Source organism: Actinoplanes utahensis (assembly GCF_016862455.1).
Taxonomy (GTDB): domain Bacteria; phylum Actinomycetota; class Actinomycetes; order Mycobacteriales; family Micromonosporaceae; genus Actinoplanes; species Actinoplanes utahensis.
Genome location: NZ_BOMZ01000121.1, coordinates 14,967 through 28,171, shown reverse-complemented (window position 1 = coordinate 28,171; position 13,205 = coordinate 14,967). Strand labels below are relative to the sequence as shown.

General features: G+C 67.1%; 6 protein-coding genes. 3 read left to right on the top strand and 3 right to left on the bottom strand.

Translation table 11 applies throughout. From position 1 onward, the window contains the following. Positions 1 to 82: 82 nt before the first annotated feature. Together Aut01nite_RS42155 and Aut01nite_RS42150 are read right to left on the bottom strand one after the other, a co-directional pair. Positions 83 to 343, bottom strand: a complete 261-nt coding sequence (locus tag Aut01nite_RS42155; RefSeq protein ID WP_043526158.1) for a hypothetical protein — start codon at positions 341 to 343, stop codon at positions 83 to 85. A gap of 56 nt (positions 344 to 399) precedes the next feature. Next, positions 400 to 2,856, bottom strand: coding sequence for an FtsK/SpoIIIE domain-containing protein (locus Aut01nite_RS42150; RefSeq protein WP_043526327.1), 2,457 nt, complete (start codon positions 2,854 to 2,856; stop codon positions 400 to 402). A 423-nt stretch (positions 2,857 to 3,279) separates the two neighbouring features. Here Aut01nite_RS42150 and pglW point away from each other — a divergent pair, with 423 nt between their 5' ends. Continuing rightward, positions 3,280 to 7,674 carry a BREX system serine/threonine kinase PglW gene (pglW, locus tag Aut01nite_RS42145; RefSeq protein WP_043526156.1) on the top strand — a complete coding sequence of 1,465 codons (4,395 nt, stop codon included), beginning with the start codon at positions 3,280 to 3,282 and terminating at the stop codon, positions 7,672 to 7,674. Positions 7,675 to 7,691: 17 nt separating this feature from the next. Next, positions 7,692 to 8,378, top strand: a complete 687-nt coding sequence (locus Aut01nite_RS42140; RefSeq protein WP_052163860.1) for a hypothetical protein — start codon at positions 7,692 to 7,694, stop codon at positions 8,376 to 8,378. Here Aut01nite_RS42140 and Aut01nite_RS42135 read toward each other — a convergent pair. Continuing rightward, the gene (locus Aut01nite_RS42135; protein ID WP_083999137.1) at positions 8,363 to 9,499 is read right to left on the bottom strand and encodes an ADP-ribosylglycohydrolase family protein; all 1,137 of its coding nucleotides are present in this window, start codon (positions 9,497 to 9,499) and stop codon (positions 8,363 to 8,365) included. The genes Aut01nite_RS42140 and Aut01nite_RS42135 overlap by 16 nt on opposite strands. Positions 9,500 to 9,502: 3 nt before the next feature. Between Aut01nite_RS42135 and pglX the strand changes: the two genes are divergently transcribed. Beyond that, complete coding sequence (pglX, locus tag Aut01nite_RS42130) at positions 9,503 to 13,078, top strand: BREX-2 system adenine-specific DNA-methyltransferase PglX (RefSeq protein ID WP_043526154.1); 3,576 nt, start codon at positions 9,503 to 9,505, stop codon at positions 13,076 to 13,078. Positions 13,079 to 13,205 lie beyond the last annotated feature (127 nt).

Genomic DNA, 13,205 nt, shown 5'->3' with positions numbered 1-13,205 from the left:
CGGGAACCGGTGGCACCGCACTCCTGACCGTTGGCACCTCAGCCGTCGCGGGTGGGCTCTTCCCGGAGCTGCCACCGACTCTTCAAGTGTTCTCGGCGACGGCTCGGGCCTGGCTGATGGTGTCGTTGGCGATGTCGATCGTGCCGTGCACCTGTTGGGAGAGCTTCTCGATGCTCTCCTTGACCGTGGTGAGGCCGGCGACGGTGGCGGTGGCGCCGAGGGCGACAGCCTGGTTGACGGCTTCGTCAGTCTTCGAGGCGGCGGCGTTGGCGGCGTTGCTGGTGTCGTTGAGTTCGTCGATCACCCCTTGCAAGGCGGCGATCACCTCATCGATCGCGGACATCGCAGTGTCCCCCTTCTCGAAACGCAGTAGTGGCGTAGAGGTCTACAGCCGTGAGCTCATCCCGGTTCGGTGATGTCGTCGTGGCGGCCGGGGCGTACGAACGGCACGATGAGCCGTTGGCGTTGGTCGTGCCGGTCGAGCAGCAGCGCCCGGTTGGATCGCGGCTGCCACGACAGGGTGTGGTCGCCGAGCAGTGAGGACAGTTCGCTGCCGGGGACGTTGAGCGCGACCAGGCAGGCGACGTCTTCGCGGCCGGCGGAGCCGCCGATGGCGTCGGAGAAGCGGCGAGCGACGCGCCACCAGCTCAGCAGATGGACGCCGTGACCGGGACCTTGCCGGAGCACGGTGCGCAGGTCGTCGAGGCCGGTGCGGCGTTCCGGGCCGCGTTCGTTGAGCAGCGGCACGATGACGTCGGCGGCGAACGCCAACAGGTACGTCGGCTTTTCGGGCGCGGAGGTGGCGAGGTCGGCGAGGATCGCGCGGACGGTGCCGCCGTCGGCTTCGGTGCAGTCGTGCCCGGCGGCGGTGAGGGAGGCGACGAGGTCGTCGACGACCTGGTCGGCTACGGCGGCGAAGCTGGCGATCACGAAGCGGGCGGTGCCTGGCTCGTGCTGCGCGGCGAGACTGGCCGCAGCGGCGTGCAGGATGTCCGCGCCGATGGCGGAGGTGCCGAGGACGGCCAGGTGCCGGCCGGGGACGGCGTCCATGGCGAAGCCGACGGTGGGCAGGCCGACGTCGATGGCGCGGCCGACAAGGGCTTGCCGGCGGCGGACCTGCGGGGTGAGCGCACGGTAGAGCGGGTCGTCGTCGATGTGGTGCTCGGCGTAGCCGGCGAACACCGCGGGCGGCTCGTTGACCGGCGACCGGGCCTGCCACACGATGTGGCGTTGTGCGGCGAGTGAGGCGGGGTCGGCTTCGGGGAACCGGACGATCCGGTTGGCCTGTTCGACACCGCCAGCGTTGTTGACCACGGCGGAACCGACCGGGAGGCCGTCGGCGGCGGTGTTGCCGGGTTCGAGGATGCCGGAACCACCGGGCAGCGCGATCCGCAGCGGGAACTGCCCGAAGATCGAGTCCTTCTTCGTGTACAGCGCCTCGATACCGGCCAGGGTTTGCGAGGCGAGGATCAGGTGGATGCCGTAGGAGCGGCCTTTACGGGCGAGGTCCTCCAGGGCTGCGACCGCGTCGCGGGCGAGGGCGTCGTTGGCGCCGAACAGCACCTGGAACTCATCGATCACGACCACCAGCCGCGGCAGCGCGACATCAGAGTTGGCGCGCAAGTCGGCCAGCTTGGTCACCCCGGCGGCCTTGAGCGCGGCGGCGCGGCGGTTCATCTCCCGAGCAAGAGCTTGTAGGACGGCGAGCCCGTACTCACGGTCGGACTCGATACCGACCGTCCGGGCGTGCGGAATCCAGGACGGGTCCTTCACGGTGGGCGTGAACTCGACGAACGACACGCCCTCCTTAAAATCGAGCAGGTACAGGCCCAGCTCGTCCGGGGAATACCGGGACGCGAGGGCGTACAGCAGGATCAGCAGCAGGTTCGTCTTGCCCGCACCGGACCTGCCGGCGAGCAGCATGTGCGGTGTCGCATCATCCAAAACCAGGTCGTACGGGATTCGCCCGTCCCGGCCGACCACCGCCCGCAGCCCTGTCGCGGAGGACTGCTGCCAGATCTGGTGCGGCATGAGCGACGCGAAGTCGGTGCGTCGGGCCACCGCGGCGGTCGCTGCCATCCGTCGGCTGACCTCGGCTGCCACGTCCTCGCTGGCACCGGGATCCAGCCGGATCGGTGCGGCGAGGCCGCTGCCGTCGGTCGACAGCCGGTACGGTCCTGGCGGTTCCGACATCGTCCACCAGCCGTCCCCGGCCGTACTCAGCGTCGTCGTGTGGTCCAGCCGTGGTGGCCCGTCGCCGTGCAGGAGCGTGGGCGGCCAGCCCGCCAGCAGCAGATGCACCCGCGCTGCCGGCCCGGCATGGGCGATGGCTGCCAGCCGCGCCCACTCGGCACGCCCATGCCCCGACGGCAGCGCCGCGACGGCGATCAGCAGCACCGGCGGTGCCTGCAAATCACCGGCCTGTACCGCGGTGATCTGCTGCTCCGCCTCATCCAGGGCGGTGCGTAGCCCGGCAAGATTAGTGGCAGGGGTGGCCCACGCCTCGGCGTCGATGAGCGGCCGGAACGCGGTGAACGCTGAGCCGAGCATCGCCCCGTCCACCGGCAGCACCCGCACGCTGCCCTCCGGCAGCGCCGCGATCGTGCGTACCAGGACGCCGCGCAGCCATGCCGCCACGGACCTGTCTCGGGCGTCGGTGTCGATCGCCAGATGGCCGGCGCCGACGAACGGCGCTGCCGCCCAGAACACACTGCCTCGAATCGGTTCGGCGTCGCCCACCCGCAGAAACAGCGGACCACCCGACCGCGCGTCCTGCCCGAGCGGCCGGCTGACGATCCGCCCGTCGAGCGGCATACCGAGCCAGCCCGGCAGACCGGCCTGGGCTACGACCTGCAACTGAGCTACCAGCCGTCGCAGCGCACCATCGGCCGTAGCACCCGCGAACTGGTCATCCTCCAGCCCAGCGACCGCCGACTCCGCATCCAGCAGCAGTGACGCAGCCTGCCGATGCAAGTCCACCGCTCGCCCAAGAAACTGCGCAATCGAACCCACCGCAGCCCTCCCCGTAGCGATGCGGCATCAACCGGGCGTCACCCTATCGGAGGCATGCACGTGGTGTCATTCCTTGATCTCGATGCGTGATCTTCGTGTATGCGGCTCAACGGTGGTTCAAGTGTCTGGGCGACTTGATGATCAGAATCGCCAAACCTCCGGACTCGAGGCCCTTCCACCCTCTGCGACAGATCGACGAATTCGAACTCGGTCGCTGCATCCCGTCCTGTCGGACGGGATCGTGCTCGCAGCCCATAGGATCCGGTCATGCAAGAAGGCCGGTGGACCACGATCACGCCGTCGCAGTTCGCGCACGAGCGCGAGGCTCTGGCGTACGTCCAGCAACTACTTCCGGACACCGAGCCGTATCGCGCATGGTCAAACTTCACGTTCACCGCACAGACTGGCCACCCGTACGAGGTCGATCTACTGGTCGCCGCGCCGAGCGGGCTCTACCTCATCGAGATCAAGAGCCTGAACGGACGGCTCGTCTCCAGCGGCTCGAACTGGATCCAGCACGGACCCAGCCACACCCGCACCTTCGACAACCCGCTCCACCTGGCTGATGCCAAGGCGAAGAAGCTCAAGTCGCTTCTGCAAACCGCGGCCTCCCGCCGACGGGGGGCACCTGTCCGGATCCCGTTCGTGCAGGCTGCAGTATTCCTGTCGAAGCCTGGCCTGCAGGTTGAGCTCTCGGACCACCACCTGCACGGTGTCTATGGCCCCGAGCCAGTAGGCCCCAATCCGGCGAATAGGCTCCCGACCATCGGTGCGCTGCTGCAGCGCCCACCGCAGGACGAACGGCAGCGGCTCACCGTCGAGACATCTCGGGCGCTTCCCGACTTGCTTGCCGAGATCGGTATCGCGCGGAGCCGGCGGCACTACCAAATCGGGTCGTGGGAGTTGGAGACCCGGCCGTTCGATGTCGGCCCCACTTGGCAGGACCACCTTGCCAAGCACCGTGACTTGGAACGCGAACGCCGCCGTGTGCGGATCTACCTGGTCGAGCGCAACGCGGTGCAGACCGAGCGGGCGAGTATCGAGCGTGCGGCCAAACGGGAGATGCTGGTCCTGCACGGCATCAACCACCCCGGCATCGTCCAGGTCGACTCGATGGAGTCACACGAAGCCGGCCCCGCGCTGATCTTCCGGTACGACCCGCGTTCCATGCGGCTGGACCACTACATGGCCCAGTATCAAGATCGCCTGGACGCGCCCGCTCGGCTCACCATGATCCGGCAGTTGGCCGAGACGGTGGCGTACGCGCATCGCCGTCATCTTCACCACCGGGCACTGTCAGCACGCAGCATCATCGTCACTCCCGGCCCGAAGCGGCGGGGCGGCTCCGAGGAAGAGGCGTGGCTGTTCCCGCAGCTGCAGATCAGCGACTGGCAGGCCGCAACCCGAGGATCCGACTCCGCCGGAAGCGATGGCAGCGGCGGCTCGGTGGTGCTGTCGTCGCACGCGGCGTCCCACCTCGAGCGTTCGGCGGAGGCGTACTTGGCACCCGAGATGACCGCTCCCCGGCCGGACCCGGTCGCGATGGACGTCTTCGGCATGGGTTCCCTGGCCTATCTGATCCTCACCGGACAGCCACCAGCCGCGAAGCGGCCCGAATTGCTGGCGCGCCTCGCCCGCGACAACGGCCTGCGGGCGTCCTCCGTCGCCGACGCCATCTCCGAGTTCGCCGACGAACTCGTGCAGGCGGCAACGGCACCTGTGCCGGCTCAGCGACTGACCACCGTCGCCGAGTTCCTCGAGATGCTCGAGCTGGTCGAGGAGGAGCTCACCGCACCTTCGTCGCCGCCGTCCGTGCATCCCACGCAAACGGAACCCGAACCGACAGATCCGCTCGAGGCCCGCCCCGGCGACAAGGTCGGCGAATGGACCGTACGCAAGCGGCTCGGCACCGGATCGACCTGCCGGGCCTTCCTCGCCGACAACGATCGCACCGGCCGCGCCGAAGTGCTCAAGGTCGGTCTCTCCGACGAGAAGGCCAGCCGCCTCACACATGAGGCGCGCGTCCTGGGCCCGCTGACCGACTCGCGGGTGATCCGGCTGGCCCGGCCGGACACGTTGCGGATCGCTGACCGCACCATCGTCGTGCTGGAACACGCCGGCGACCTGACGCTGGCCCGCAAACTGCGTGACGACGGCCGGCTCACCGTCGACGAGCTGGAGACGTACAGCGACTACCTGTTCGGTGCCCTCGACTACCTGGAGGGTGAGGGCGTCTACCACCGCGACATCAAGCCGGACAACATCGCGATCCGGATCCGCCCCAATCGCACCCGCCAGCTGGTGCTGTTCGACTTCTCGCTGGCCGGGGTATCGGTCAAGGAGATCACCGCGGGCACACCGCGGTATCTGGATCCGTTCCTGGGCGCTGTCAACCGTCCCGTCTACGACAAACATGCCGAGTGGTACGCCCTCGCCGTCACCCTTCACGAGATGGCCTCCGGCGAACTGCCGGACTGGGGCGACGGCACCGCCGCTGCACAGCACACCGAAGGCCCGCCGGTTCTTGCCGCCGAAGCGTTCGACCCCGCCATCCGTGATGGCCTCGTCGACTTCTTCGAACTAGCCCTGCACCGTGACAGCCGCACCCGGTACCCCTCGCTCAAAGACATGCGCGACGCCTGGCAGCAGGTATTCCGACGCTCCGACGCCAGCGCCCCGGTCGGCACCAACCACCCCGAACCGCAGGAGGAACCGGATGTCGAGGGCGCGGAAGCCGCCCGCGACGAAGCCGCCGCCAAGGCGACCCGGGCCACCGCGCTCGAAGCAGCCGGCCTGACACCCCGGGCCGTCTCCGCCGCCCACCGCCTGGACGCCACCACGGTCGGCGACCTGCTCACCGTGGCGAACAAGCTGGCACACCTGCCCGGCCTCGGCGCGAAGACCCGGCAGGAGCTGCAGCGCCGGGTCAAGGACTGGCGTGCCCGGCTCGGCGAGCGGGAAACCCTGCCCACCTCGCCGAACGCCCGCCGCAGCGCCGCTGCCGAGGCATCCACCGAATCCTCCGGCGGACCCGCCGACGCCGAGCTTCTCCGGGTCGGTCTGGACGCGATCGCCACGCTGCTCATCCCGGCGAAGAACGGCCGCAACGCCACCGAGGTCGACGGCACCCGGTTGCTGCTGCGCCTGCCGGACGAGACCGGCACACTGCCCGGCCTGACACCGTGGCCCCAACAGCCCCAGGTCGCCGCCGCACTGAACGTCACCCCCGGCCGGGTCGCGCAGATCCTCGGCAAACAGCGCAAACGCTGGAACGACATCTCCGTGGTGTCCAGCGTCCGCACCGAGCTGATCGAGCTGCTGCGCGACGGCGGTCGTGTGATGAGCGTCAACGAACTCGCCACCGCCCTGCTCACCAGCCGCGGATCCATGCGTACCGGCGATGAGCTGCGCCACACCGTCGCGCTCGCCGCGGTCCGCGCCGCCGTCGAGATCGACGCGCTCGCCGAGGAGCCCCGCCTGCTGTCGCGGCGCCACGGCGACCGTCTGCTGGTGGCGCTCGAAGCGGGCGAGGACGACGCCCCGGACACCCCGGCCGCACCAGCCCTGCTCGCCTACGCCGATGCGCTCGGCAAGGCCGCTGACCGCCTCGCCGGTAACGAGGTGCTGCCCAGCCCGGCCACCGTGCTGCGTACCCTCGCCACGGTGACCGCACCGGGCGGCGCCGCGGACGCCATCGACGAACGTCGGCGGGTCCTACTGGCCGCCGTGGCGTCGGAGAATGCCGCCGCCACCGCCCGCCTGGAGATCTACCCGCGCGACCTCGATCCGGTACGGGCGCTGCGCCTGGCCCAGGCCGGCGTGCTGCCCCCGGCAGGGCTGCCCGGCCAACCGCGCGGTCTCACGCCCGCGCAGATCGCCGACCGGGTCGCCGCGCGTTTCCCGGACCTGCCGCCGATACCCGGGCACCCCCGCCTCGACCGCCTGCTGACCGAGGCCGGATTCGAACTGATCTGGAACCGCGACCACTACGCCGCACCCACGCGGCCCGCGGCTTCCTCGTCCATGACCATCGTGCGACGCCGGTCATCGGCATCGACGGCGCCCACCGCGTGGACCGCGGACTCTCCGATCCTCGCGTCGGCGCTGCGCGCCGAAGAGCGCCTGACCGGTGCGGCCTCCGCCGGAGGCTTCCGGGCCTTGACCGTACGGCTTTCCCGGTACGCGCTAGCCCGCGAAGAACTCGTCCGCCGCTTCTCCGCCCAGCCACTCAACGTCGCCTTCCGGTTCCTGGCGAAGCTGCACGACCTGGTCGATGCTCGTCCGAAACCGACCTGGGAAACCGTGCTCGGCGCCGATATCGCAGAACCCGGCACCCGCTCGGCGATCAAACTGGGCGAGTACGTGGAGCAGGCGTGGGCATCGGTCGCCCCGGACCTGCTTGACGAGCTGCGGGCGGCCGGCGGCCCGCTCCTGCTGCACGACGCGGCGGTCCTGGCCCGCTACCGGGCGATGGAGCGACTGTACGAACTGGCGGACGCGGCCCGCAGCGGGAGTGGCGACCTGTGGTTGCTCTGCCCGGCCGAGGACCCGGATCTGCTGCCAAAGATCGACGGCACCGTGGTCCGGGTCGGTGACAACGAATGGATCTCCCTCCCGGACGCATGGGTGGAGAACACGCACCGTAGCGCGGCTACCGCATGATCCGGCACGATGGCCCGATGCCGCTCATCGCAGGAGCCGTCGACGTCAGCACCGTCATGGAAAAGCTGAGCGCCGTGCGGCCGGTGTTCCACTCCGAGGCCGACTTCCAGCACGCCTTCGCCTGGGTGCTGCGCGAGATCGAGCCTTCGGTTCAAATCCGGCTGGAGGTACGGCAGGACACCCGTGAGTACGTCGACCTGCTCTGCTTCGGGCCGCAGGGACGAACAGCCGTCGAGTTCAAGTACTTCACCAGGACCTGGGCCGGCACGGACCCACTCACTGGGGAGTCGTTCCATCTGCGCAACCACGAGGCCACCGATCTCGGCCGGCAGGGCTTCGTCTTCGACATCGCTCGGCTGGAGAAGTTCTGCGCTGCTGGCCGTGCGTCGAACGGCTTCGCGATCATGCTGAGCAACGATCAGCGGCTTTGGCGGCCGCCCGCGACCGCCAAACTCACCCGCGACCAGGCGTTCCGGATCCACGAAGGGCGGAAGAACCTGTCGGGTCTGCTGCGCTGGGGCACGGACGGCAGCTATCACGCCGGCAGCGAGCGGACTCTGTCCGGCAGCTACCCGATCACCTGGCGTGACTACTCTAACCTCGACGGAATCAACGGGCGACTCCGATGGCTCGCGGCAGCTGTTGCGCCGCCATCCGAACCGGTGTCCGCGGACCTCAGCGCGGCTTCTCACCAGCCCGGATAGCGATCCGACCAGTACGGATCACCGCCCTGGGCGTACTCGGTGCCGGACGGTTCGTCGGCGAACTCCGCGATGAGATCCCGCGCCAGGACGTCGGCGACCCACGCCAGCTCCAGCCGGGAAACCCAGTCGACCGACAACGCATCAGCTCCGTGGGCGGCGCCCAGCAGAGCGCCGGCCACCGCAGCGACGTGGCTTCCGTTGCCGCACGACGCGGCGAAGAGCAGGGCGTCGCGGATCTGGTCGCGTCCGGGAAAGCAGAGCGCCACATAGACACCTCCGGCCAGCGCGGCCGCAGCTCGGGCATCGGGCACGAGTCGAGCCAGCTTCGTGGTCTGCCGTGGCTGAGATCGGGCGGCCTCCACAGCAGAGGCGACAGGCGACTCGACCGGCTGTTCCAGGAAGTTAAGGCTCTCCCACTGCGACTGCTGTACGGCCTCTTCGAGGCCCTGCCCCTTGGCGATGCCAGCGATGATCGTCGCGCCGAGGGCAGCCGCGTGCACCGCCTTCCCGGCGTGCGTGGTCGCAGCGATCTCCGCGGCGAAACGGGCCGGCTCAGGAACCCACTCGGCGGTGAGCCCGACAGGAAGGACGCGGGTCAGGCCGTGCGCGCCGACGCTGCCACCGACCGGCTTGCCGATCTCGCCCATCGTCCCGTTCTGCAACGCTGTGACAGTGGCCGGCGCCGAACCACGCCGAGCGGCCAGCACCGGCACCTGAGCGAGCCAGCCGTCCGGCCAGTTCTCCTCCTGCAGTGGCTTGACATCGAGGATCCCCTGCATGGCGGCCCAACGCGTGTAGGCATGCCAGACGACGCTCGGCGGATGGCAGATGCCCCTGTGGGTGGCGCGGACGTGCGCGCGGATCACCCCTTCCATCGTGAAACAGGCGAGCTGAGCGCCGGTGGTGGCACGCAGCGAACCGTCGGGCGGCACCTCGGCGCCGGCCGCACCGATCGCATCGCCGAGCACAAGCCCGAGAACGCAGCCCCGAGCCGTCGACAGCTGCTTCGTAGTCACGTTGGTTGTCACGCGGACGAGGATAGAGGCGCGATCGTCCCCCGAACGGCGGATATAGCCGCCAAGATGGTCCTCATCGACGGCCTTTCCGGCGGCTAGAGTCATCGGGTGATCGACCGGAAACTGCTCTTGAGCGACCTGCAGAAGCAGGTCAAGAACCTGGAAAAGGACCTGCGAGAGCAGGCCGAGTCGGTCGAGGAGGTACGCCTCCGGCTACGCGGCGAGTACGACCGCGCGTTCAAGGTCGGGCGCACCTCTGCCACCTGGACGGTCTGGCGCGACGAGCGGGTCACCCAGGCTGCGGTGGCGTGGGTGCTCGGCACCGTCTTCGTCCGGTTCTGTGAGGACAACGGCCTGCTGCCGGAGCCGTTCCTGGCCGGGCCGGGTGACCGGCTGGTGCTCGCCGAGGAAGCGGAGGCTCAGTTCTTCCGCGACCACCCGGACAAGACGCTGCGTGACTGGCTGCACCAAGGCTTTGACGCGATCGGCGGCACCCAGGCCGGCAAGTCACTCTTCGACAAGCGACACAACCCGCTCTACCAGATCCCGATGTCACACGATGCGGCCAAGGAGCTGATCGGCTTCTGGCGCCGTCGCGGCGAGCAGGGCAGCCTGATGCATAGCTTCCGCGACGAACTGTGGGACACCCGCTTCCTCGGCGACCTTTATCAGGACCTTTCCGAGTACGCCAAGAAGACGTATGCCCTGCTGCAGACCCCCGAGTTCGTCGAGGAGTTCATCCTCGACCTGACGCTCACTCCGGCGATCGACGAGTTCGGCCACGACCAGGTGAAGATGATCGATCCTACCTGCGGATCTGGCCACTTCGTCCTGGGAGCGTTCGACCGGTTACTCAAGGAGTGGGAGCGGCGTGCTCCCAACCGGGACGCACAGGAGCGGGTCCAGTTGGCCCTGGACGCGGTGCATGGTGTCGACATCAACCCGTTCGCGATTGCTATCGCCCGCTTTCGCCTACTGGTGGCGGCGCTGCGCGCCTGCAACCTTAAGACCCTCGCTGAGTCGGCTGGTTATGTCTTCCCAATTCACCTTGCCGTAGGCGACTCGCTGATCAAGACGCGTCAACTACTACTCTTTGATGAGGGTGATGAACTAGCCAGCTTGCAGTACAGCGTCGAAGATATCCAGGACCATCCCGATATCCTTCAGGACGGGCGGTACCACGTAGTGGTCGGAAATCCTCCTTACATTACGGTGAAGGATAGGGCTCTGAACGATCTTTACCGGGATATTTATAGTTCTTGCGCTGGAACATATGCCCTTTCGGTCCCATTCGCTCAACGTTTTTTTCAACTGGCAAAGTCAGTGGACGGAAGCGGTCGAGGGGCTGGATTTGTCGGCCAGATAACGGCGAACTCCTTTGCGAAGCGAGAGTTTGGAAAGAAGCTCATTGAAGTCTTTTTCGCGCATGAGGTGGACCTAACCCACGTTGTTGACACTTCTGGGTCACACATCCCTGGGCATGGGACTCCAACGGTTATCCTAGTCGGCCGCCAACGCAAACGGCATCGCGGGCAGACGGTTCGTGCGGTCATGGGTATTCGGGGCGAACCAAGTACACCGGCGAATCCGAGGCTAGGTTTGGTATGGCGAGCGATTGTCGACCAAATTGGTCAGCCGGGTTCGGAGAGTGACTGGGTTAGCGTTGATGACCTCGACAGATCTCGGCTAGAGCGTCACCCGTGGAGCCTGGGAGGTGGTGGCGCCGCAGATCTGCATAAATTCCTCAACGAATCATCCGGCGCGCGTCTCAGTAGTCTTGTTGAGGAAATCGGCGCTGGTGCTGTTACGCGCGAAGACGGAGCGTTTATGGTGGGCAGGGGTGCACTGAATCGCCGGAACATTCCGCAAGAGTTCCGGAAGCCAATGGTCGAAGGTGACTCAACCCGCGACTGGCGGATTCTCCAGCCAACCGAATCAATCTGGCCATACGATGCAACCTCGCTCGAGGCGAAACAAAATTCCGCAGTATCTCAGATACTTTGGCCTGCAAGGCGAATCTTAAGTGAGAGGGTCGCTTTCGGTCGCACCCAGCTCGCACGCGGATTGGCATGGTTTGAGTATTCCATGTTTTTTGCGAGGAGGTACAGATCTCCCCTCTCGATCGCCTTCGCCTTTGTTGCGACGCATAATCACTTCGTTTTGGATCGTGGAGGAAAGGTATTTCACCATTCCGCCCCGGCTATAAAGCTGCCTTTAGGGTTATCGGAAGATGAATATGTCTCTCTACTGGCGGTGCTAAATAGTTCCACTTCGTGCTTTTGGTTGAAGCAGGTTTGCCACGATAAGGGTAGCGGTGGAATCGGTGGTGGTATCGCTAGTGAGGAGTGGGAGCGATTCTACGACTTCACCGCTACTAAGCTGCAGGAATTTCCGCTGCCGTCTGTGTATCCCCTGGAGTTTGGCAGGAAGATTGATAGGCTGGCGCAGCAGCTTGCAACGGTGACCCCGGCGGCGATTACGGCCTCTGGCGTGCCGAGTCGCGAACGCCTCTTTGCTGCTGAGCGTGAGTGGCACTCGGTTCGGGCCCAAATGCTTGCACTCCAGGAGGAGTTGGACTGGCAGGTCTACTCGCTCTACGGACTGCTGGATGAAGAGCTGACTGCCTCGGCGGATGAGGTGCCGGGCTTGAGGCTGGGCGAGCGGGCGTTCGAGATTGTGTTGGCCCGCAAGATGCGCGACGAGGCTCTGGAGACGCAGTGGTTCGCGCGGCATGGGTCGACGCCGATCACTGAGCTGCCGGAGCACTGGACCGCGGATTATCGGGCGATGGTCGAGCGGCGGATCTCGATTATTGAGGATAATCGCAACATCGCGCTGATCGAGCGACCCGAATGCAAGCGGCGCTGGGCCGCCGAAGGCTGGGACACGATGTTGGCGAAGGCCCTACAGGATTGGCTTCTCACTCGGTGCGAGGCGCGTGGGCTGTGGTTTGACTACGTCGACGGGGTGGAACAGCCGCGGCCGTTGACAACCGCCCAGCTCGCCGACGAACTGCGCCGCGACGCTGAGGTGCTCGAAGTGGCAGAGCTCTACGCGCCCGGTAAAGATCTTGGCAAGGTGATAGCTGACCTCGTCGCCGAGGAGCATGTGCCGTACCTGGCAGGGCTGCGCTATAAGGACTCGGGTTTGGCCAAACGAGCCGAATGGGAGCACGTATGGAATCTGCAGCGGCAGGAGGACGCACTACCCGACGAGGCTGCGAAGCGGGAGTTCCGTAAGAAGGTTCCGGTGCCGCCGAAGTACGCCTCGGCGGACTTCCTCAAGACCAGCTATTGGCGGCACCGCGGCAAGCTTGACGTGCCCAAGGAGCGGTTTATCTCTTATCCGGGGGCCAGTCGTGACGGTGACCCGTCGCTGCTCGTCGGGTGGGCCGGCTGGGATCACCGGGAGCAGGCGCAGGCCCTGTCCACCCTGATCGTGGCTCGCGAGCAGGAGGACGGCTGGGATGCGGCCCGGCTGCTGCCGTTGCTTGCGGGTCTGCGCGAGGTGCTGCCGTGGGTGCGTCAGTGGCACGGCGAGTTCGATCCGGTCTGGGGCGAGTCCCCGGCTGACACCTACACCGGGTTCCTGTCCGAGACCGCTGGGCGGCTGCATGTGACCGACGAGGCCATGACTTCCTGGCGTCCGCCGAAGGTGACCCGCGGTCGCCGGGCGAAGGCGTAAGCCGCAGATCGGCAGAATGGTGATGAGCCGGGTCGGCGACAGTCGGCCCGGCTCCGCCGTTCGGTGAGGTGGGCTGATCGTTCTGTCGGTCACCCGGCGGAGCGTCGTGTCGGCTTCAGCGCTGGAG

Excerpts from the sequence above, each read along its gene's own strand:
- Aut01nite_RS42155 (WP_043526158.1), bottom strand. The coding sequence starts at position 343 with ATGTCCGCGATCGATGAGGTGATCGCCGCCTTGCAAGGGGTGATCGAC.
- pglW (WP_043526156.1), top strand. The coding sequence starts at position 3,280 with ATGCAAGAAGGCCGGTGGACCACGATCACGCCGTCGCAGTTCGCGCAC.
- Aut01nite_RS42140 (WP_052163860.1), top strand. The coding sequence starts at position 7,692 with ATGCCGCTCATCGCAGGAGCCGTCGACGTCAGCACCGTCATGGAAAAG.
- Aut01nite_RS42135 (WP_083999137.1), bottom strand. The coding sequence starts at position 9,499 with ATGACTCTAGCCGCCGGAAAGGCCGTCGATGAGGACCATCTTGGCGGC.